Origin of the sequence: Xylophilus sp. ASV27, assembly GCF_016428875.1 — a bacterium.
Taxonomy (GTDB): Bacteria; Pseudomonadota; Gammaproteobacteria; order Burkholderiales; family Burkholderiaceae_C; genus Xylophilus.
The window spans coordinates 21,604-42,661 of sequence record NZ_JAELTO010000019.1 but is presented as its reverse complement, the minus strand read 5'-3'; the positions used below and the strand labels follow the sequence as shown (position 1 = coordinate 42,661).

The 21,058-nt window shown below is 67.6% G+C and carries 19 protein-coding genes and 1 pseudogene; 15 read left to right on the top strand and 5 right to left on the bottom strand.

Going from position 1 to position 21,058, the window contains the following annotated elements; genetic code table 11:
* Window positions 1–18: 18 nt before the first annotated feature.
* Together JHD63_RS06365 and JHD63_RS06360 are read left to right on the top strand one after the other, a co-directional pair.
* Window positions 19–822, top strand: coding sequence for a MetQ/NlpA family ABC transporter substrate-binding protein (locus tag JHD63_RS06365; RefSeq protein WP_198969903.1), 804 nt, complete (start codon window positions 19–21; stop codon window positions 820–822).
* Between the two features lie 58 nt (window positions 823–880).
* Window positions 881–2,077: an acyl-CoA dehydrogenase family protein gene (locus JHD63_RS06360; RefSeq protein ID WP_198969902.1), complete on the top strand. Its 1,197-nt coding sequence runs from the start codon at window positions 881–883 to the stop codon at window positions 2,075–2,077.
* Here the strand turns inward: JHD63_RS06360 and JHD63_RS06355 are convergent.
* Complete coding sequence (locus JHD63_RS06355; protein WP_198969917.1) at window positions 1,995–2,927, bottom strand: SDR family oxidoreductase; 933 nt, start codon at window positions 2,925–2,927, stop codon at window positions 1,995–1,997. The genes JHD63_RS06360 and JHD63_RS06355 overlap by 83 nt on opposite strands.
* Window positions 2,928–3,032: 105 nt before the next feature.
* Here JHD63_RS06355 and JHD63_RS06350 point away from each other — a divergent pair, with 105 nt between their 5' ends.
* From JHD63_RS06350 to JHD63_RS06340, 3 genes and pseudogenes are all read left to right on the top strand, one after another.
* Complete coding sequence (locus JHD63_RS06350; RefSeq protein WP_198969901.1) at window positions 3,033–3,476, top strand: MerR family transcriptional regulator; 444 nt, start codon at window positions 3,033–3,035, stop codon at window positions 3,474–3,476.
* Between the two features lie 77 nt (window positions 3,477–3,553).
* Window positions 3,554–4,246: a type 1 glutamine amidotransferase domain-containing protein gene (locus JHD63_RS06345; RefSeq protein ID WP_198969900.1), complete on the top strand. Its 693-nt coding sequence runs from the start codon at window positions 3,554–3,556 to the stop codon at window positions 4,244–4,246.
* Window positions 4,247–4,981: pseudogene (locus tag JHD63_RS06340) on the top strand (aminotransferase class V-fold PLP-dependent enzyme); the annotation flags it as partial. It abuts the gene before it with no gap.
* Between the two features lie 195 nt (window positions 4,982–5,176).
* Here JHD63_RS06340 and JHD63_RS06335 read toward each other — a convergent pair.
* Both JHD63_RS06335 and JHD63_RS06330 read right to left on the bottom strand, forming a co-directional pair.
* Window positions 5,177–6,178 (bottom strand): alpha/beta hydrolase family protein, encoded by a 1,002-nt coding sequence (locus JHD63_RS06335; protein ID WP_198969899.1) that lies wholly within the window; start codon window positions 6,176–6,178, stop codon window positions 5,177–5,179.
* Window positions 6,179–6,204: 26 nt separating this feature from the next.
* Window positions 6,205–7,059, bottom strand: a complete 855-nt coding sequence (locus tag JHD63_RS06330; protein WP_198969898.1) for an AraC family transcriptional regulator — start codon at window positions 7,057–7,059, stop codon at window positions 6,205–6,207.
* A 137-nt stretch (window positions 7,060–7,196) separates the two neighbouring features.
* On the opposite strand from JHD63_RS06330, the gene JHD63_RS06325 reads away from it, so the two are divergent.
* The 9 genes from JHD63_RS06325 (at window position 7,197) to JHD63_RS06285 (ending at window position 14,619) form a co-directional block, all read left to right on the top strand.
* Window positions 7,197–7,748 carry an NADPH-dependent FMN reductase gene (locus tag JHD63_RS06325; protein ID WP_198969897.1) on the top strand — a complete coding sequence of 184 codons (552 nt, stop codon included), beginning with the start codon at window positions 7,197–7,199 and terminating at the stop codon, window positions 7,746–7,748.
* Window positions 7,749–7,933: 185 nt separating this feature from the next.
* On the top strand, window positions 7,934–8,575 hold the full coding sequence (locus JHD63_RS06320) for a peroxiredoxin (protein WP_198969896.1): 642 nt from the start codon (window positions 7,934–7,936) through the stop codon (window positions 8,573–8,575).
* Window positions 8,572–9,192: an RBBP9/YdeN family alpha/beta hydrolase gene (locus JHD63_RS06315; RefSeq protein ID WP_198969895.1), complete on the top strand. Its 621-nt coding sequence runs from the start codon at window positions 8,572–8,574 to the stop codon at window positions 9,190–9,192. The genes JHD63_RS06320 and JHD63_RS06315 overlap by 4 nt, the downstream gene beginning before the upstream one ends.
* Complete coding sequence (locus JHD63_RS06310) at window positions 9,189–10,187, top strand: sulfate ABC transporter substrate-binding protein (protein ID WP_198969894.1); 999 nt, start codon at window positions 9,189–9,191, stop codon at window positions 10,185–10,187. The genes JHD63_RS06315 and JHD63_RS06310 overlap by 4 nt, the downstream gene beginning before the upstream one ends.
* 18 nt (window positions 10,188–10,205) lie before the next feature.
* Entirely contained in the window at window positions 10,206–11,066 is an 861-nt protein-coding gene (cysT, locus tag JHD63_RS06305; protein ID WP_370590406.1) for a sulfate ABC transporter permease subunit CysT, read from the top strand.
* A complete protein-coding gene (cysW, locus tag JHD63_RS06300) occupies window positions 11,063–11,968 on the top strand; it encodes a sulfate ABC transporter permease subunit CysW (protein WP_198969892.1) in 906 nt (301 codons plus the stop codon). The genes cysT and cysW overlap by 4 nt, the downstream gene beginning before the upstream one ends.
* A 12-nt stretch (window positions 11,969–11,980) precedes the next feature.
* On the top strand, window positions 11,981–13,096 hold the full coding sequence (locus tag JHD63_RS06295) for a sulfate/molybdate ABC transporter ATP-binding protein (RefSeq protein ID WP_198969891.1): 1,116 nt from the start codon (window positions 11,981–11,983) through the stop codon (window positions 13,094–13,096).
* A gap of 68 nt (window positions 13,097–13,164) precedes the next feature.
* Window positions 13,165–13,671 (top strand): disulfide bond formation protein B, encoded by a 507-nt coding sequence (locus JHD63_RS06290; RefSeq protein WP_370590407.1) that lies wholly within the window; start codon window positions 13,165–13,167, stop codon window positions 13,669–13,671.
* A gap of 90 nt (window positions 13,672–13,761) precedes the next feature.
* Window positions 13,762–14,619: a hypothetical protein gene (locus tag JHD63_RS06285; protein WP_198969890.1), complete on the top strand. Its 858-nt coding sequence runs from the start codon at window positions 13,762–13,764 to the stop codon at window positions 14,617–14,619.
* On the opposite strand, the gene trhO is transcribed toward JHD63_RS06285, so the two are convergent.
* Both trhO and argA read right to left on the bottom strand, forming a co-directional pair.
* Entirely contained in the window at window positions 14,585–15,592 is a 1,008-nt protein-coding gene (trhO, locus tag JHD63_RS06280; protein ID WP_198969889.1) for an oxygen-dependent tRNA uridine(34) hydroxylase TrhO, read from the bottom strand. The two genes, JHD63_RS06285 and trhO, sit on opposite strands and share 35 nt — an antisense overlap.
* An 8-nt stretch (window positions 15,593–15,600) precedes the next feature.
* Window positions 15,601–16,953 (bottom strand): amino-acid N-acetyltransferase, encoded by a 1,353-nt coding sequence (gene argA / locus JHD63_RS06275; protein ID WP_198969888.1) that lies wholly within the window; start codon window positions 16,951–16,953, stop codon window positions 15,601–15,603.
* A gap of 23 nt (window positions 16,954–16,976) precedes the next feature.
* Here argA and hrpA point away from each other — a divergent pair, with 23 nt between their 5' ends.
* The gene (hrpA, locus tag JHD63_RS06270) at window positions 16,977–21,044 is read left to right on the top strand and encodes an ATP-dependent RNA helicase HrpA (protein ID WP_198969887.1); all 4,068 of its coding nucleotides are present in this window, start codon (window positions 16,977–16,979) and stop codon (window positions 21,042–21,044) included.
* The last annotated feature ends 14 nt before the right edge of the window (window positions 21,045–21,058 follow it).

The window sequence follows — 21,058 nt, the reverse complement described above, 5'->3', positions numbered from 1 at the left end:
TCCCAAGGACCCAAAGACATGACATTCCCGAAACGCTTCACCCTGCAGATCCTCGCCGCCGGCGCCCTGGCCGCGGCCCTGGGCCTGCCGGCCCAGGCGCAGGACAGGCCGATCAAGATTGGCGTCACCGCCGGCCCGCACGCGCAGATCATGGAGCAGGTGAAGAAGGTCGCCGAGCAGGACGGCCTGAAGATCCAGATCGTCGAGTTCAGCGACTACGTACAGCCCAACGCCGCGCTGGCCGCCGGCGACCTGGACGCCAACAGCTACCAGCACAAGCCGTATCTGGAGGTGCAGATGAAGGACCGCGGCTACAAGTTCACCGACGTGGGCTATACCGTCAACTACCCGATGGGCATCTATTCCAGGAAGGTGAAGAAGCTCGCCGACCTCAAGCCCGGCGCGCGCTTCGGCCTGCCGAACGACCCTACCAACGGCGCGCGCGTGCTGCTGGTGCTGCAGGACCAGGGCCTGATCAAGCTGCGCCCCGGCGCCGACGTCAAGGCCACGCCGCTGGACGTGGTGGACAACCCCAAGAAGCTCAAGTTCATCGAGGTGGACGCGGCCCAGTTGCCGCGCACGCTGGACGACCTGGACGCCGCGGGCATCAACACCAACTACGCCGTCTCCGCGGGCCTGTCCATCGCCAAGGACGCCATCGCCCAGGAAAGCGCCAAGAGCCCCTACGTGAACGTGCTGGTGGTGCGCACCGCAGACAAGGACAAGCCCTGGGTCGCCAAGCTCGTGAAGGCCTACCACTCGGAGCCGGTCAGGCAGTTCGTGCTGACGGAATTCAAGGGCGCGGTGGTGCCGGGTTGGTGAGTGGGGGGAGCCCTTGAGCATGGAGGCAAGGATCTCCTCGCGCGGGTCGGAGCGGCGCATGCTGGCTGACGCCGACCGCGCCTGGCTCGCGGCCAGCGCCGAATCGCTGGATAGGGACAACAGCCTGGCGCATGAGGTGGTTCCGCGCCTCGCAGCCGCGGGCCTGTTTGGTCTGGGCGTGCCGCGTGAGTGGGGCGGGCAGGGCGGCGACGTATGGGACGGCGTCGAGGCCATCGCGGCCGTCGCGGGCGAGTCGCTCACCGCGGCGTTCACGTTCTGGGGGCAGCGGGCGTTCATCGAGAACCTGCTGCACTCGCCCAACATCGTGCTGCGCGAGCGCTGGCTGCCGCCCCTGCTCGCCGGCACGCACGCGGGCGCGGCCGGCTTGTCCAACGCCATGAAGTTCCTCGGCGGCATCGAGGCGCTGGGCATCACGGCGCGGCCGGCGGCCTCCGGTTGGCGTTTGCAGGGCAGCATTCCCTGGTGCACCAACCTGCGGCCCGATGGATTCGTCGCGGCGGCCGCGGTGGCGCTGCCGCAAGGCGCCAGGCCCGTGGTGGCCGCATTGGTGTCGGGTCGCGCCGGCCTCACCCGCAGCGACGACCTGGACCTGATCGCCCTGCGCGCCAGCAACACCGCATCGCTCGGCATCGACGGCCTGCTGCTGGAGCCCGCCGACCTGATCCACGAGGATGCCGGTGCCTTCCTGCCGCGCGTGAGGCCGGCCTTCCTCGGGCTGCAGTGCGCGCTGTCGATCGGGCTGGCGCGTTCGGCGCTGGCGACCGCGCGGCGCAGCGGCGGTGCGGGGCGCGAGGTGCTGCACGAGCCGGTGCGCGCCCAGCGGGCGGCGCTGGACGCCGCAACGGCTTCGCTGCGCGAGGGGCTGGCGGACGGCCGCTTCGTGGCCCAGCCCGCCGCGCTCTTTCGCCTGCGGCTGGCGCTGGCGGACGTCGTGCAGCAGGCCCTGCTGCTGGAACTGCAGGCCGGCGGCGGCCGCGCCTACCACCGCGACCAGCCGCTGAGCTTCGCGCGGCGCTGGCGCGAGGCCGCCTTCATTCCCATCGTGACGCCCAGCGTCACGCAACTGCTCGGCGCGCTGGCTCGGCAGGCCCAGGCCGCGCCGTCGGGCACCGGCTCCACAAGCGGCCATATGCTCGTCCGGCCTGTGACACCTATGGGCCCGGCCACTCCCGCCGTATCTGCTCCAGACCCTGTCGATAGGCCGTCACCACGAAGTCAGGGAAGCGGCGCTTGAACTTCGTGGAATCGAAAAGGTTGTCCTGCTCGTAGCGGGGCAGCAGTTCCTGGATCTCGCGCACCTGCTTCGAGAACAGTCCGGCCGCAGCCAGCGTCCACTTGCCGATGACCGAATAGGCGGGCTCGCGCCCGAAGACCTGGCTGGCCATCGTGACGAATTCCTTGTACGTCGGCCGGTCGTCGCAGCACGGCAGGTGCCAGGTTTGTCCGAACGCATCGGGCGCGTTGCCGAGAGCCGCCAGCGCCCGGCTCGCGTCGGGCGTCCAGATCAGCGTGCGCCGCGTGTCGTCGCGCACCGGCACGCGCGGCCTCTTGCCGGCCTGGAGCTTTTCGATGACCAGCGCGTTGGTGAAGCTCTGCGTCTTGCCCGGGCCATAGAACTCGGGGGCGCGGCCAATAAGCACGGGGATTTCGCCACGTGCCATTTCTTCGAGCACCATCGAGGCCATCGCGGCGCGCACCCGGCCCTTGCGGCCCACCGGGGCGAAGGGCGTGTCCTCCGTCTGCAGCCGCTTGTCCTGCGGGTACATGTAGGTGTTGTCGAAATAGGCGAAGCCCGCGCCTGCTGCGCGGCAGGCGTCCAGGGCATTCTTCAGCATCGTGGGGAACTGCGCTTCCCACAGCGCCGTGTCCGGCGGCAGGCCGGCCGTGAAGTAAACGATGCGGCTGCCCTTGACCGCATCCGCCGTCTGCTTCGCATCGAGCAGATCGGCGGACACCAGACGGTCGGTGTCGTTGACCTTGCGCGGGTTGCGGCTCACGAGCCGCAGGTCGTTCGTGTATCTGCGCTTGAGTTCACGCGCCAGTTCCGTGGCGATCTGGCCGTTCGCCCCCAATATCGTCTGCATGGCGTCCACCTTCATGAAGTTGCACCGGGTGGTGCAATGACCCCAAGGTTAACCTTGAAGTAATGTTCAATGTCAAACTCCGTGGCCATCAGGAGCAGCTCGATCATGAAAATTGGAGAGCTTGCAGGGCGCACCGGCCTGGCCACCTCGCGCATCCGCTTCTACGAACGCATCGGCCTGCTCAAGGCGGTCGAGCGCCAGGAAAACGGCTACCGCAGCTACCCCGAGGACGCGGTATTGGCGCTCAAGCTCATCGCGGCCGGGCAGCAGGCGGGCTTCAGTCTGGACGAGTTGCGTGCGCTGTTGCCCAGCGATCTCGCCAGTTGGGAACATGGAACGCTGCTCGACACGCTGCGCCGCAAGGTGCAGGACATCGAGGCCCTGCAAGCACAGCTCGCGCAAAGCAAGGCGCATCTGGTCGAACTGATGGCGCAGATCGCAGCCAAGCCGCAGGACATGGATTGCGCCGCCAACGCCCGGCGCGTGCTGTCGGAAATGCAGTTGGTCGAGGCGGACGCTGCCCCGGCCGCCAAGAGGGTTCGTCGTTAGGGCAACGTAGATGGGCATCGCGGCCCGACACTGCAGTTGCATTCGTTCGGGCCACACACGGTCCAAGGAGTTTGCGGATGACCAAGCGAATACTCCACGTTGTCAGCAACGTGGCCCACTACCAGGATCCCATGCAGCCCACCGGCTTGTGGCTGTCGGAGCTGACCCACGCGTGGCAGGTCTTTGCCGCCAACGGGTACGCGCAGCGCATCGCCAGTCCGCGGGGCGGCCTCTCGCCGCTGGAGCCTCGCTCGCTGAAATGGCCGCTGGCCGATGCGTCCGTGAAGGACTGGCTGGCCGACCCGGCGCGGATGGCATTGCTGGCCTCCACCGCGCAGCCAGACGAGATCGACCCGGCGGCGTTCGACGCGATCTACTTCACCGGCGGGCACGCGGTCATGTGGGACTTCCCCGGCAGCGAGGGGCTGCAGCGCATCACCCGCGCCATCCATGAGCGCGGGGGCATCGTCTCTGCGGTCTGCCACGGCTACTGCGGGCTGCTGAACACCCGCTTGGAAGACGGTTCGCTGCTGGTGGCCGGACGGCGCGTCACCGGGTTTTCCTGGCGGGAGGAGGTGTTGGCGGGCGTGGCGGCGAAGATGCCCTACAACGCCGAGGAAGAGATGAAACGGCGCGGCGCGCGCTACGAAAAGGCGTGGCTGCCATTCGTCTCGAACGTCGTCGTCGATGGCAGGCTGGTGACCGGGCAGAACCCCATGTCGTCCAAGGCGACGGCCGAGCACGTGGCCGCATTGTTGAAATCCTCCTGAACTGCGGCCGTGGCCGTCACGCAGGTCTCCAACGCGCTGGGCACGGTGGTGCCGGTGAAGTAGATCGTCGAGCTGGCACGTCGCGCTGGCGCCAAGGCGCTGGTCGATGGTGCGCAATCCATCTCGCACATGCGGGTGGACGTGCAGGACATCGGCGCCGACTTCTTCGTGTTCTCTGGCCACAAGGTGTTCGGCCCGACCGGCATCGGCGTAGTCTGGGGCAAGCGCTAGGTGCTCGAAGACATGCCCCCGTGGCAGGGCGGCGGCAACATGATTGCCGACGTCACCTTCGCGAAGACCGTGTTCCAGCCGATCCCGAACAAGTTCGAGGCCGGCACCGGCGACATCGCCGACGCGGTGGGCCTGGGCGCTGCCATCGACTATGTGAACCGGGTGGGCATGGAGAACATTGCGCGCCACGAGCATGACCTGCTGGTGAACGGCATGCAGCAGCTCGGGAGCATCCCCGGTATGCGCTTGATCGGCACGGCGGCGGACAAGGCCAGCGTGATGTCCTTTGTGCTGGCCGGCTACAGCACCGAAGAGGTGGGGCGGGCGCTGAACGATGAAGGCATCGCGGTGCGCACGGGCCACCACTGCGCGCAGCCCATCCTGCGGCGCTTCGGTGTCGAGACCACGGTGCGGCCTTCGCTGGCGTTCTACAACACCTTCGATGAGATTGATCGGCTGGTGGCGGTGGTACGGCGGCTGGCTGGGCAGCGGCGGGCGGGTTAAAGCCATCCGCTTATTTGGGGCACTGTGGCGCGATCCCGCCGACGGCGTACCTTGCTCCGCGAATGTCCCCCGCCCTGCGGGCTCCTCCTTTATTTCGCTGAGCAAGGCACGTCATCGACGTGATCGTTACGAGTAGCGGTCGTTGATCGGCCGCCTCCCCGAGCGCACGTGCACCGCGTAGATCGCAGCCTAGCTCTACGGCTTGGCTGTTAGGAGAAGGTGCTGCCTGAAGAAGGCCCGCACTTCGGCATTGAAGGCGGCATGAAAAGCCACGCGGTCGAAACCGGGCCCGTCATTACAGATCTCGGGTATCGATTCGAGCTGCGCGGGCGAGCAGGGCGCCAGAAACCCGAAGTGCGCGCCGTTTTCGGCCACGTGCCACTCCGGCGCCGCAGGCAGGTTGCGGCGAACGGCCGCCACGCTTTCGGGCGTGACGCCATCGCCGCCGTATGCAGAGGCCCAGAGCTGGATCGGGATGGCCACGCTCTTCAAGCCCTCGGCGTCAAAGACCATGCTGAGCGGATCGGCGATCACGGCCGCCTTGATGCGCGCGTCATGCGCCAGGGGCGCTGCGAGCAGTTCGCGGAAGCTCTGCCGCATCTGGCCGCACGCCGGGCTTTCCGGCGCTGACGCGCAGGGGGACCCTGGCAGGGGAGGGAGCCGTTCGAAGTCCGGACGGGCACCAGCGAGCACCAGGCCCGTGTAGCCGCCCCTTGAAAAGCCAAAGAAGCCAATCTTGTCTGCCGCCAGTGCGGTGCGTGCCGGCCACTGCTGGAGCATGTAGTCGATCAGTCGCTTGATGTCTGTGGTCCGCGTGGCGAGTGCCGTGATTCTGTCGTTCGGGCCACTCCGGATATGGTAGTTGTCGCTTGAATGGTTGATGGCTGCGACCACAAAGCCCGCATTGGCCAGCGCTTCGGCCGTGTCGTGATGGCCGAGGAAGGAGCCGCCATATCCATGCGACAGCACGATCAATGGCAACTGCGCGCCTGCGACCGGGCAATCCTGCACACCGGGAATGACAGACTGGCCGAGCTTGATCTCTCCATCCGGCGTGCCGCAGGGCGTCCATACGGCGCCGCGCAGCCACGGCCCTTGCGCGTCGGCCGGTACCTCCATGGTGCTGAAGCCGGCGGCCTGGACGAGTGTCGCCAAGAGACCAAGGGCCGTGAGTAAGAGCAGGCGAAGGAAAGGCATGTCATATCCTGAGCAAAGGTGGGGCGTCAGTTGGCTGGGCGAATGGGAATCAGCAGGTCGGTGCGCAGTGCGGCGGGCGCGACCTGGCGTGGCGAGTTCAGGTAGTGCTCCAGCGTGGCCCGGTCGTCCGGCTCGTAGCCGCTGCCGGGCAGCCAGTGTGCGTAGAGCGCCTGCACGGCGGCGTTGATGCGGGTGTAGGGGCCGGCAAGGCAATGCGCGGCGTAGAGCCCGCCCGGGATATCGAGCGTCTCGATCTCCGCATCGTCGGCGGGCCAGGGGTCGGGTGAGGCCACCGCGGCGTAGTACCTGAATTCGGACCGCAACTCCGGATCGCCGCAGGAGATACCAAACCAGTCCGATATGGCCCGGGCGCCAATGTGTGTGCGCAGCCGTCGGTGGGTGTGAGGGATGGTGCTGAAGGGACCGCGATGGAGCAGTGCATGTACCGGCTGTGCGATGAGTTCTACGATTCGCACGGGCGACGGTGTACTGGCATCCTTGTCCTGCAGCGCAGGGCCGACGTAGAGAATCGCCTCGCGCATCTGCAACTGGAACTCGCGCGGCGACTGCCCGGTGAACTGGCCAAAGGCACGCGTGAATGCCTGCGGGCTTTCATAGCCCACCGCCAGTCCCACCTGCGTGATGCTCTGGCCGCCCTGCGTCAGCAAGCGCGTGGCCAGCGCCAGCCGCACGCGGCGCACCGTGGCAGCCACGGTCTCGCCCGCGATGCCGCTGTAGACGCGATGGAAGTGAAAGGGCGAGAAATGCGCCAGGCGCGCGAGGTCTTCCAGGCGGTGCTCGGCCATAGGATCAGCCACGATGGCCGCCACGACGCGCGCCACGCGCTCGCGGTAGTCTTGCTCGGCACGGCGGGTTTTCATGGTGCCAGTGTGCCGCTGGCGCGCCTGTACTGCTTAGCCGACTTTGCGCAATGTGCAGGCTTGGCACATGCATCTTGTAATGGTGTCGACATGCGGTGCTTCGCATAATGGTGCCCCGCCATTTTTCTGGAGCCCGCATGAGCCAGTACCGCATTGCAGTCGTCGTCGGCAGCCTTCGCAAGGATTCGTTCAACCGCCAGTTGGCGCGTGCGCTGGAGCCGCTGTTTCCGGCCGGTTTCACCTTCGAGCACCTGCGCATAGACGATCTGCCGCTCTACAACCAGGACGACGACGGCAGCCCGGCAGCGGCGGTGACTCGCCTGCGCGGGGAGGTCAAGGCGGCCCAGGGCTTGCTCTTTGTCACGCCGGAATACAACCGGTCCATCCCGGGCGTGCTCAAGAACGCGATCGACCATGCCTCGCGCCCCTACGGCCAGAACGCCTGGGCCGGCAAGCCGGCAGGCGTGCTGGGCGTGTCGGTGGGCGCGATCGGCACCGCCGTGGCGCAGCAGCATCTGCGCAACGTGCTGGCCTACCTCGACGTGCCCACGCTGGGCCAGCCCGAGGCCTTCATCCAGCAAAAGGAGGGGCTGTTCGACGCGCAGGGCCGGATCGGCGAGGCCAGCAGCAAGTTCCTGCAGGCCTGGGTGGACCGGTATGCGGCCTGGGTCCAGCGCCATCAGAGCTGATTTATTGATGAAAAATGGCTGTAGACCAGATATTTCCTGGGTTTATTGCTACTAATTTTGTAGTGAATATTCCCGGTTGGCAGTGCCTGCTTATGCGGAAAATTCGATAAGGAAAGAAGAATTAATTTGTTCTCTTATGAGGGGCCGCTCCCCACAATCGCTCCATTCATTCAAAAGGAGCGCCCATGGCTACCCTTCGACTGGGCGACACCGCCCCTGATTTCACACAGGACTCCTCCGTCGGCCCGATCCATTTCCACCAATGGGCGGGCGATTCGTGGGTCGTGCTGTTCTCGCATCCGGCCGACTTCACGCCGGTCTGCACCACCGAACTGGGCCGCACCGCGGCGCTGTCGGGTGAGTTCGCCAGGCGCGGCGTCAAGCCGATCGCGCTCAGCGTGGACCCGGTGGACAAACACCAGCAGTGGATCGGCGACATCAACGAGACGCAAAACACCACGGTCGACTTCCCGATCCTGGCCGATGCCGACCGCACGGTGTCCGAGCTGTACGACCTGATCCATCCCAACGCCTCGGCCACCGCCACGGTGCGCAGCGTGTTCTTCATCGACCCGAACAAGAAGGTGCGCGCCACGCTGACCTACCCGGCCAGCACCGGCCGCAATTTCGACGAACTGCTGCGCGTGATCGACTCGCTGCAACTCACCGACAGCCACAAGGTGGCCACGCCGGCCGACTGGACCGATGGCGACGACGTGGTGATCCTGCCCAGCCTGCAGGACCCGGCGGAGATCGCCCAGCGCTTCCCCAAGGGCCACAAAGCGGTGAAGCCCTACCTGCGCCTGACGCCCCAGCCGAACAAGTGAGCAGGCCGGCATTCGCGGCGGCGCCGCAGCCCACCATCCTCATCGTGCCGGGCTGGCGCGGCTCGGGCGCGGGGCACTGGCAGAGCCTGTGGGCCGCACACCTGGGCCATGCCCGCCGCGTCGAGCAGGACGACTGGGTCACGCCGCGCCGCGCCGCCTGGGTCGCGGCGGTGGAGCAGGCCGTGGCTGCCGCGCCGGGGCCGGTGGTGATCGCCGCGCACAGCCTGGGCTGCATCGCGGTCAGCCACCTCGGGCCGGCAGCGCAGCAACGCATCTGCGGCGCGCTGCTGGTGGCGCCGGCCGATCCGGAGCGGCGCGCGGTGCTGAGCGACTTCGCCCCGGTGCCGCATGCGCGCCTGCCCTACCGCAGCATCGTGGTGGCCAGCAGCAACGACCCGTACTGCCCGATCCGCCTGACCGGCGCCTATGCGCGCTCCTGGGGCAGCGAGTTCGTGCGCCTGCAGGATGCCGGCCACATCAACGTCGATTCCGGCCACGGCGACTGGCCCCTGGGGCTGGCGCTGCTGCAGTCGCTCACGGGCGCCCTGTCGCTCGGGGCCGCGCCCATGACATCCAAGCTTTTTTCTTCTTCCACTCTCGCCACGGAATCCGCATGAAATCCCGACTCAAGATCGCGCTTGCCGCCGCCGTGCTGGCCGCCAGCAGCCTGGCTTCCGCCCAGCAGACCCTGCTCAACTCCTCCTACGACGTGGCCCGCGAGTTCTACAAGGACTACAACACCGCCTTCGTGGCCCACTACAAGAAGACCACCGGCAAGGACGTGAAGATCGACCAGTCGCATGGCGGCTCCAGCGCCCAGGCGCGTGCCGTGGCCGACGGCCTGGACGCGGACGTGGTGACCATGAACACCTCCACCGACATCGACTTCCTGGCCGAGCGCGGCGTCGTCGCCAAGGACTGGACCAAGCGTTTCCCCGACAACGCGTCGCCCACGACCTCGACCATGCTGTTTCTCACCCGCAACGGCAATCCCAAGAACATCAAGGACTGGGACGACCTGATCAAGCCCGGCATCCAGGTGGTGGTGGTCAACCCCAAGACCGGCGGCAACGGCCGCTACGCCTATCTGGCCGCATGGGGCTACGTGAAGAAGAAGGGCGGCAGCGACGCCCAGGCCGCCGAATTCGTCGGCAAGCTCTACAAGAACGTGCCGGTGCTGGGCAAGGGAGGACGCGACGCGACCACGACCTTCCTGCAGCGCAACGTGGGCGACGTGCTGATCACCTTCGAGTCCGAGGTGGTCTCGATCAACCGCGAGTTCGGCGATGGCAAGGTGGATGCGGTCTACCCCTCGATCAGCATCCTGGCGGAGAACCCGGTGGCCGTGGTCGAACGCACGGTGGCCAAGAAGGGCACGGGCGAGCTGGCCAAGGCCTACCTCGATTGGCTGTACTCCGACGAGGCCCAGGAAATCGCGGCCAAGCATGCATTGCGCCCGCGCTCGCAGGCGGTGCTGAAGAAGCACGCCGACGTGTTCAAGCCGCTGCAATTGTTCACGGTGCAGGAACTGTTCGGCAGCCTGGGTGAAGCGCAGAAGGTGCACTTCAACGACGGCGGCCAGTTCGACAAGCTCTACACCGCCGGCCGGTAAATGTCGGCCGCCGCCACCATGGCGCCGCCCGTTGCGGCGCCCGGCCGCCGGGGTGCGGCCAAGCGCGTGCTGCCCGGCTTCGGCCTGACGCTGGGCTACACGCTGTTCTACCTGAGCGTGATCGTGCTCGTTCCCTTGTCGGCGCTGGTGCTGCGCAGCTTCAGCCTCACCGGCGAGCAGTTCTGGGCCGCGGTGACCTCGCCGCGTGTGCTGGCCTCCTACCGGCTGACCTTCGGCGCCTCGCTGCTGGCCGCGCTGGTCAACCTGGTGTTCGGCCTGCTGCTGGCCTGGGTGCTGGTGCGCTACAGGTTCCCGGGCAAGAAGATCGTCGATGCGATGGTGGATCTGCCTTTTGCCCTGCCCACGGCGGTGGCCGGCATCTCGCTCACCGCCCTGCTGGCGGGCAACGGCTGGATCGGGCGCTACCTGGAGCCGCTGGGCATCAAGCTGGCCTTCACGCCCGCGGGCGTGGTGATCGCGCTGATCTTCATCGGCCTGCCCTTCGTGGTGCGCACGGTGCAGCCGGTGCTGGAAGACACCGAGAAGGAGCTGGAGGAGGCCGCCACCTGCCTCGGGGCCACGCGCCTGCAGACCTTCACCCGGGTGATCCTGCCGTCCATCACGCCCGCGCTGCTGACCGGCTTCGCCATGGCGTTCGCGCGGGCCATCGGCGAGTACGGCTCGGTCATCTTCATCGCCGGCAACATGCCGATGATCTCCGAGATCACGCCGCTCATCATCATCGGCAAGCTGGAACAGTACGACTACGCGGGCGCCACCGCCGTGGCCGTGGTGATGCTGCTGTTCTCCTTCATCCTGCTGCTGATCATCAATGGCCTGCAGGCCTGGCAGCGGCGCCGCGCAGGGATGCCCGCATGAGTACCTCCACCCACCTGGGCCGCGCGCGCGCCGGCACCACCGAGTCGCCCTGGGTGCGGCGCACGCTGATCGGCATCGCGCTGGTGTTCCTGCTGCTGTTCCTGGTGCTGCCGCTGGCGGCAGTCTTCACCGAGGCGCTGCGCAAGGGCTTCGGGCCTTACTTCGACGGCCTGCTCGAGCCCGATGCGTGGTCGGCGATCAAGCTCACGCTGCTGACCGCGGCCATCGCGGTGCCGATGAACCTGGTGTTCGGCGTGGCGGCGGCCTGGGCCGTTGCCAAGTACGAGTTCCGCGGCAAGGCCTTTCTGACCACGCTGATCGATCTGCCGTTCTCGGTGTCGCCGGTGGTGGCGGGCCTGATGTACGTGCTGGTGTTCGGCTCGCACGGCTGGTTCGGCGACTGGCTGTCGGCGCACGACGTCAAGATCATCTTCGCGGTGCCGGGCATCGTGCTGGCCACGGTCTTCGTCACCTTCCCATTCATCGCGCGCGAGCTGATCCCGCTGATGCAGGCGCAGGGCAACGACGAGGAGCAGGCCGCCACGGTGCTCGGGGCCTCGGGCTGGCAGACCTTCTGGTACGTGACCCTGCCCAACATCAAATGGGGCCTGATCTATGGCGTGATCCTCTGCAACGCGCGCGCCATGGGCGAATTCGGCGCGGTGTCGGTGGTGTCGGGCCATATCCGCGGGCAGACCAACACCATTCCGCTGCACGTGGAGATTCTCTACAACGAGTACCAGTCGGTCGCCGCGTTCGCCGTGGCCTCGTTGCTGGCCCTGCTGGCGCTGGTCACGCTGGTGATCAAGTCGGTGGTGGAGTGGCGCAGCGAGCAGGAGCACAAGGCCATCGGCGAACTGCCGCCCGAGCGGCCGCAAGCCTCCAGTGGCGCCCTCGCGTGAACAAGGACAGATATGAGCATTGAAATCCGCAACGTCAGCAAGCAGTTCGGCAACTTCCACGCGCTGCGCGACGTCAGCCTGGACATCGACTCCGGCGAACTCATCGCCTTGCTCGGGCCTTCGGGCTGCGGCAAGACCACACTGCTGCGCATTATCGCGGGCCTGGAGTCGGCCGATGCCGGCAGCATCCTGTTTGCCGGCGAGGACACCACCGACGTGCATGTGCGCGATCGGCAGGTGGGCTTCGTGTTCCAGCACTATGCGTTGTTCCGCCACATGACGGTGTTCGAGAACGTCGCGTTCGGCCTGCGGGTGAAGCCGCGCGGCCAGCGCCCGAGCGAGGCGCAGATCAAGGAAAAGGTGCATTCGCTGCTCAGCCTGGTGCAGCTCGACTGGCTGGCCGACCGGTATCCGGCGCAGCTCTCCGGCGGGCAGCGCCAGCGCATCGCCCTGGCGCGCGCGCTGGCGGTCGAGCCCAAGGTGCTGCTGCTGGACGAGCCCTTCGGCGCGCTCGACGCCAAGGTGCGCAAGGAACTGCGCCGCTGGCTGCGCCGGCTGCACGACGAACTGCACGTCACCAGCATCTTCGTCACCCACGACCAGGAAGAGGCGCTGGAGGTGGCCGACCGCGTGGTGCTGATGAACGGTGGCCGCGTCGAGCAGAGCGGCTCGCCGCAGGAGGTCTGGGACCACCCGGCCAGCCCCTTCGTGTACGGCTTTCTGGGCGACGTCAACCTGTTCCACGGCCGCGCCGACCAGGGGCAGGTGCACGTCGAGGGCATACGGCTCGATGCGCCGGAACATGCAGGCGCGCAGGACGCGCGCGCCTATGCCTATGTGCGTCCGCACGACCTCGACGTGCAGCGCTACGCGCCGGGCGCGGAGAAGGACGCCGAGGGGCATGCGCGCGGCATCGTCGCCGTGCTGGAACGCGCCATCGTGGTCGGCCCCACGGCCCGGCTGGAACTCGTGGCCGCCGAGCCGCGCGCGTCGCAAGGGGAGGGCAAGGACACGCTGATCGAGGCACAGATCCCCGCCGAGCAGTTTCGCGCCATGGGCCTGCGCGAGGGCGAGACCGTGGTGCTCACGCCGCGGCGGGCGCGGGTGTTCGTCGACGGCGTTTCCTGAGCGCGGGGAACCATTGCGGCGCCGTCCACCCAAAGAGCGTGACAATTGCACACCCTTTGGAGGACTGGATCTTGTGGACCTTGTTTGATACGCACCCGCGCCGGGTGCTGGCCGCCATCAGCGCGGTTTGCGTGGCGATGCTGGCCTTTGGCCTTTACCTGCAGCACGTGGTCGGCCTGGAGCCGTGCCCGATGTGCATCGTGCAGCGCTACGCGCTGATCCTGGTGGCGGTCTTCTCGGCGATCGGCGCGGCCCTGCGTGGCGGCGGCCGGAAGATCCTTGCGCTGCTGGGCTTGCTGGCCGCAGGCTCTGGCGCCTTCACGGCGGCGCGGCAGAGCTATCTGCAGTGGTATCCGCCGGAGTTCGCCTCCTGCAGCCGTGACTTCTACGGCATGGTCGAGACGTTCCCGCTCAAGCGGGCGATCCCGATGATCTTCAAGGGCAGCGGGGACTGCACCGCCATCGACTGGACCCTGCTCGGCGGCTCCATCGCCAACTGGTCGTTCGTGGCCTTCGTGGTGCTGGGACTGGCGTTGCTGGCCTTGCTGGTGCGGAATTCCCGCCGTGCGGGTTAGGCGGCTTCGCGTGGCTGGGTGCGGTTTCTGCCATCGAATTATTTGGTTACATTAGGGGCGTAATTAACATTCATGAGGGAGGCGTTGGCCATGTTCAAGAAGTTTGCAGCCGCTGCGTCGGTACTCGTTGCGGGCGTGGCCCACGCCTTTGTGCCGCAGGCCGGCACCTGGGCCGTCACCTCGGAACTCAACGGCCAGCCCGGGCGCGGCATGACGGTGGATGTGCAGAACGGTGTGCTGGCACTGACCATGTACGCCTATGACAGCAGCGGCAAGGGGACCTTTTATCAGGCCACAGGCCCCATCGTCGGTAACAAGGTCAGCGCGGACCTGCTGCAGTTCGAAGGCGGGCGCTACTTCGGCAGCGGGCCACGTTCGGGCACGCAGAAGGGCAATGCCGGCAGGATGACGGTCCGTTTCGTCGATGGGGTCAGCGGCTTCATCACCTTTCCGGGCGAGCAGGAAGTGGCCATCTCGCGCTTCAACTTCGGCTATCCCGCCGATCCTTCCGGCCTCAGGGGCGCCTGGCTCATGACCACCGGCACGACCGCCAGCAATACCTGGATCAGCGAAGTGGTGGACCTGCAGATCACCGGGAGCAGCACGGCAAATGGCAATGGCCTGATCTCGACGCGCGATGGGCGTTTTGGCTGTGAGCAGCAGGTGGGCGGTAACGCAGCGGGTTGGGTGATGTGCGTCAAGATCACGGCCTCCGGTGCGCTCGACAAGGTCTATATCTATCGCTATAGCGTCAATGAAGGCGAGGGCGATTGGCAATCGGCGCAGAGCAACACCGCCTATGCGCTGTATACCAAACGCCTGATCGACAAGTCCGGTACGGTCACAGGTCTGCTGCGCAACCTCCGCCAGCAGGAAGAGCAGCAGCCGGACCTGCGGCCTCTGCTGGAGCACCTCAGCGCAGTGGCTGCGCAGATTGAGCCACGCTGAGCTTCTGTTGCCCGGCGCCTGCTGAAGCGCTGCCGGGCATGCGCGCGCCGATGTGCATCCGGCTGCGCCGCTGCGCCAGCTCGACCTGTTTGTGCCGCTCGGCCAGGGCCCGCAGCTCTTCTTCGCTGCGGGTGCCGTGGCAGTAGGGGCAGCTGATGCCGCGCTGGAACAGCGGCGAGGCGCGTTCCGCCGCGCCCAGTGGCCAGCGGCAGGAGCGGCACAGTTCATGGTGGCCCGGCGCCAGGCCGTGGCCGACCGACACCCGCTCGTCGAACACGAAGCAGTCGCCACGCCAGCGGCTCTGCTCCTCGGGCACCGTCTCCAGGTACTTGAGGATGCCGCCTTCCAGGTGGTAGACCTCGTCGAAGCCCTGGCTGCGCAGATATGCGGTGGATTTCTCGCAGCGGATGCCGCCCGTGCAGAACATGGCCACGCGGGGCCTGGTGTTGCCGTCCCCTGCCAGCACGCCGCCCGGCTGCGATTCGCGCGCCACCCAGGCGGGCAGCTCTGAAAAGCTCCTGGTCCGCGGGTCGATCGCGCCTTCGAAGCTGCCGATGGCCACTTCGTAGTCGTTGCGCACATCGACCAGCACCACGCCGGGCTGCCCGATCAGTGCGTTCCAGTCCTGGGGTTTGACGTAGGTGCCGGCATGCTCGGCCGGGTCCAGGCCGGGGATGCCCAGGGTCACGATCTCGCGCTTGAGCCGCACCCTCAGGCGGTAGAAGGGCATGAACCGTGCGGCAGCCTCCTTGTGCTGCAGGTCGGTCAGGCGCGGATCGCCGCGCAGCCACGCCAGCACCGCATGCACGCCCGCGGGCGGGCCGGCGATGGTGCCGTTGATGCCTTCGGCCGCCAGCAGCAGCGTGCCCTTGACGGCGTGCGCCTCGCAGCAGGCCAGCAGCGGCGGCTGCAGCGCCGCGTGGTCGGGCAGCGCCACGAACTTGTAGAGCGCGGCAGTGAGGAAGTCAGCCATGGCTCCGTCTACAGCTTCTTGACCAGCACCTGGCTCTTGCGGTCCCAGTTGTACTTGCGCTTGCGCGCCTCGGGCAGCCAGTCGGGATCGACCGGCTGGAAGCCGCGCTTGAGGAACCAGTGCATGGTGCGGGTGGTGAGCACGAAGATGCTCGCCAGCCCCATGGCGCGGGCGCGCTGCTCGATGCGGCGCAGTATCTTCTCGCCGTCGCCCTGGCCCTGGCTTTGCGGCGAGACCGTGAGCGCGGCCATTTCACCGGTGCGGGCCTCGGCATAGGGGTAGAGGGCGGCGCAGGCGAAGATCACGCCGTCGTGCTCGACGATGGAATAGTGGTCGGCATCGCGTTCGATCTCGGTGCGGTCGCGCTTGACCAGGGTGCCGTCCTTCTCGAAGGGCTCGATCAGTTGCAGGATGCCGCCGACGTCGTCGGCGGTGGCCTCGCGCAGTTCCTCGAGCTTCTCGTCGATCACCATGGTGCCGATGCCGTCGTGCACATAGATCTCCAGCAGCAGCGCGCCGTCCACCGCGAAGGGCAGGATGTGGCTGCGCTCCACGCCGCCCTTGCAGGCCTTGACGCAGTGCTGCAGGTAGAAGCCGGGGTCGGTGGGCAGCAGCGGCGCGGGCAGCTCGGCGAGTAAGCGCTCGGCCGTGGCCAGGGGCATTTCGGTGTCGATCGGGTTGTCGTCGTTCTCGCCCTCGGGCTCGGTGGGCCGCAGGCGGATGCCGGGCACCTCGGTCAGGAAAATCAGCTTGTCGGCCTGCAGCTCGATGGCGACGCTGGTGGCGACCTCCTCCATGGTGAGGTTGAAGGCCTCGCCGGTGGGGGAGAAGCCGAAAGGCGACAGCAGCACCATGGCGCCGAAATCGAGCGAGCGCAGGATGCCGGCCGTGTCCACCTTGCGCACCAGGCCCGAGTGCTTGAAGTCCACGCCATCGACGATGCCCACCGGCCGCGCCGTCAGGAAGTTGCCCGAGATCATGCGCACCGTGGAGCCGGCCATGGGCGTATTGGGAAGGCCCTGGCTGAAAGCGGCCTCGATCTCGTAGCGCAGCTGGCCGGCGGCCTCCTGTGCGCAGTCCAGGGCCACGCTGTCGGTGATGCGCATGCCGTGCGAGTATTTGGGCTCGTGGCCCTTGGCCAGCAACTGCTCGTTGACCTGGGGGCGAAAGCCATGCACCAGCACGATCTTCACGCCCATGCTCTGGATCAGCGCGATGTCCTGTGCGATGGTCTGCAGCTTGCCCGCGGCGATGGCCTCGCCCGCGATCGCCACCACGAAGGTCTTGCCGCGGTGCAGGTGGATGTAGGGCGCGACCGAGCGGAACCAGGGGACGAAGGTGAAGTTGAAGACGGCGGACATGCAGGCAGGGCGGGCGGGGACGGATGGCCGCGCGCGCGGCGCGGGATAATTGCGGATTGTCTCCCAAGTCAGTCCGCCCGCCAGCGGGCCCGTCCGTGTCGTCCCAGCCCCCGATCCCTCTCGAAATCCAGTTTCCCGAATCGCTGCCGGTATCCGCCCGCCGCGAGGAAATCCGTGCTGCCATGAAGGCGCACCAGGTGGTCATCGTCTGTGGCGAGACCGGCTCCGGCAAGACCACGCAGTTGCCCAAGATTGCCCTGGAAATGGGGCGGGGCAAGCTCGGCAAGCCGGCGGGACAGGGCCGGCTGATCGGGCACACGCAGCCGCGGCGGATCGCGGCCAGCTCGGTAGCCAAGCGCATTGCGGAAGAGCTGAAGACGCCGCTGGGCGAGGTGGTGGGCTTCAAGGTGCGCTTCCAGGACCGGCTGTCCAAGGACGCCTCGGTCAAGCTCATGACCGACGGCATCCTGCTGGCCGAGACCCAGACCGATCCGCTGCTGAAGGCCTACGACACCCTGATCATCGACGAGGCGCACGAGCGCAGCCTCAACATCGACTTCCTGCTGGGCTACCTGCGCGAGATCCTGCCGCGCCGTCCGGACCTGAAGATCGTGGTCACCTCGGCCACCATCGACGCCGACCGCTTTGCCCAGCACTTCGCCTCCAGCCATGGGCCGGCGCCGATCATCTACGTCTCGGGCCGCACGTTCCCGGTGGAGCAGCGCTACCGCCCGTTCGAGGAGTCGCGCGACTACGGCCTGGACGAGGCGATTGCCGACGCGGTGGACGAGCTCTGGAGCGACCCGCGCCAGAGCGGCGACATCCTGGTCTTCCTGCCCGGCGAGCGCGAGATCCGCGAGGCGGCCGAGCACCTGCGCAGGCACCTGTCGCACCAGCCGGTGCTGCGCAGCGCCGAGGTGCTGCCGCTGTTCGCGCGGCTGTCGCAGGCCGAGCAGGACCGCATCTTCGACGGCCACACCGGCCGGCGCATCGTGCTCGCCACCAACGTGGCCGAGACCTCGCTCACCGTACCGGGCATCCGCTACGTGATCGACGCCGGCACGGCCCGGGTCAAGCGCTACAGCTTCCGCAGCAAGGTCGAGCAACTGCTGGTCGAGCCGATCAGCCAGGCCGCGGCCAACCAGCGCGCCGGCCGTTGCGGGCGCGTGGCCAACGGCATCTGCATACGCCTGTATGACGAGAAGGACTTCGCCGCCCGGCCGCGCTTCACCGACCCGGAAATCCTGCGCAGCTCGCTCGCCGGCGTGATCCTGCGCATGAAGTCGCTGCACCTGGGCGACGTGGCGCGCTTTCCGTTCCTGGAGGCCCCTTCGGGCCGCGCCATCGCCGACGGCTACCAGTTGCTGGGCGAACTCGGCGCGGTGGACGAGGCCAACGAGCTGACCGAGGTTGGCCGGCAGCTCTCGCGCCTGCCGCTGGACCCGCGCATCGGCCGCATGATCCTGGAGGCCCGCGCGCGCGGCGCGCTGGAAGAGGTGCTGGTGATCGCCAGCGCCCTCAGCGTGCAGGACGTGCGCGACCGGCCGATGGAGCTGCAGACCCAAGCCGATCAGGCGCACGCCAAGTTCGACGACGAGAAGAGCGAGTTCAGCGGCTACTTGAAGCTCTGGAAGTGGCTGGACGACGCGCGCGGCGGCCGAGCGCCGGCCACGCGGCGCGAAATGGCCGCGGCCGGCGGCGCGGCGCCAAAGCGTGCCAGCGCCGCGGTGCTGCCGATAGCGCAGCGCACGGCCGCAGCACCCGCGCCGGCCATCCTCGCGCCCGCGGCGCCGGCCACGCACCGCATCAGCAACCGCCAGTACGAGCAGTTGCTGCGGCAGAACTTCATCAACGTGCGCCGGGTGCGCGAATGGCGCGACATCCACAGCCAGTTGCTCACCGTGGTGAACGAGCAGAAGTGGGTCTTCAACCGCCAGCCCGCCAGCTACGAAGACCTGCACAAAGCCCTGCTGGCCGGCCTGCTCGGCAACATCGGCTGCAAGCCCGAGGACGAAGACGTGTACCTGGGCGCGCGCGGCATCAGGTTTTACCGCCATCCGGGCGCGCATCTGTCGAAGAAGCCCGGGCGCTGGATCGTGGCGGCCGAACTCGTCGAGACCTCGCGCCTGTACGGCCGCGGCATCGCCAACATCGAACCGACGTGGCTGGAGGAGGTGGGCGCGCACCTGCTGAAGAAGCAACTGCTCGACCCGCACTGGGAAAAGCGCTCGGCCGAGGTCGTCGCCTTCGAGCGCGCCACGCTCTACGGGCTGGTGGTCTACAGCGGCCGGCGGAGGGCCTACGGGCAGGTCGACATGGCCGCCGCGCGCGAGATCTTCATCCGCGAGGCGCTGGTGGGCAGCGAATGGGACACCCGGCTGCCCTTCCTCGCCGCCAACCGCAAGCTGATCCGCCAGGTGGAAGAGCTGGAGCACAAGGCGCGCCGCCAGGACGTGCTGGTGGATGACGAGCTGATCTACGCCTTCTACGAGCAGCAGTTGCCCGCAGATGTGTTCAACGGCCACGGCTTCGAGCAGTGGTACCGCCACGCCTCGCGCGAGAAGCCCGACCTGCTGCTGCTGACCCGTGACGAGCTGATGCGCCACGAGGCCGCCGGCATCACCGGCAGCGCCTTCCCGCGCACGATCCGGCTCGGCGGCGTCGATTGCAGCGCCAGCTACCTGCACGCGCCGGGCGACGCCAAGGACGGACTGTCGGTGGCCGTGCCGCTGTTCGTGCTCAACCAGGTCAGCGAAGACCGTTGCGAATGGCTGGTGCCGGGCATGCTGCGCGACAAGGTGCAGGCCCTGCTCAAGAGCCTGCCGCAGAAGCCGCGCGCACGCCTGGTGCCGCTGCCCGAAAGCGCCACGCGCATCGCCGGGCAACTGAGCGCACCCGAAGTCTTCGGCCACGGCGCGCTGGTCGACGCGCTACTGAAGGTGGTGCGCGAGATCACCCAGCTCGACGTCAAGCGCGCCGACTTCAAGCCCGACATGCTCAGCCCGCACCTGTTCATGCACCTGCGCGTGCTGGACGAGCACGGCCGCCAACTGGGCGCAGGCCGCAGCCTGGCCGCGCTCAAGGCCGAGCTGGGCACCAAGGCGCGCGGCGCCTTCCAGGCGCTGGCGGGTTTGCGGGTTGCGGCCCCGAAATCCGAGCCAAATACACCTGTAGCCCAGGTATCACCTGGGTCTGTAGCTATAAAAAATGTAGCAAAGGCGGCGCCGCCCGGCGCGCCGGCCGCACAGCGCTACACCGCCTGGACTTTCGGCGAACTGCCCGAACTCATGGAAATCCGCAAGGGCGGCCAGACCCTGGTCGGCTTTCCCGCGTTGATCGACGCGCAGGATGCGGTGCGCATCGAGGTCTTCGACGAGCCCGAGATGGCCGCCGCGCGCCATCACGCCGGCCTGCGCCGGCTGTTTGCGCTGCAGATCAGGGATGCGCTGAAGTACCTCGAAAAGAACCTGCCCGATCTGCAGAAGATGGCCGTCGCCTACATGCCGCTGGGCACGCAGGAAGAACTGCGCGCGCAGATCCTCGATGTCGCGCTGGACCGAGCCTTTCTGCTCGATCCTTTGCCAGGCAACGAAGCCGGTTTCAAGAAGCGCCTGGACGAAGGCCGCGGCCGCCTGACGCTGATCGCCAACGAAGTGGCGCGGCTGGCCGCCGCCGTGCTGGCCGAATACGCCACCGCCGCGCGCAAGATCAAGGACACGAAGATCCAGCCCGAGGCCGTGGCCGACGCCCAGCAGCAGTTGCAGCGCTTGGTGCCGAAGAACTTCCTCGCCGCCACTCCCTGGCCGCAACTGCAGCACCTGGTGCGCTACCTCAAGGCGATCACGCTGCGCCTGGACAAGCTGCGCGCCGATCCGGCGCGCGACGCCCAGCGCCTGGCCGAGCTGCGCCCGCAGGAGCAGCGCTACTGGCGCCTGGTGGCCGAACGCAAGGGGCAGGTGGATGCGCGCATGCAGGAACTGCGCTGGCTGCTGGAGGAACTGCGCGTGAGCTTCTTCGCCCAGGAACTGCGCACACCGCAGCCGGTCAGCCTCAAGCGGCTGGACAAGGCGTGGGCGCTGCTCAACGCGTGACCACGCCCGTGAAG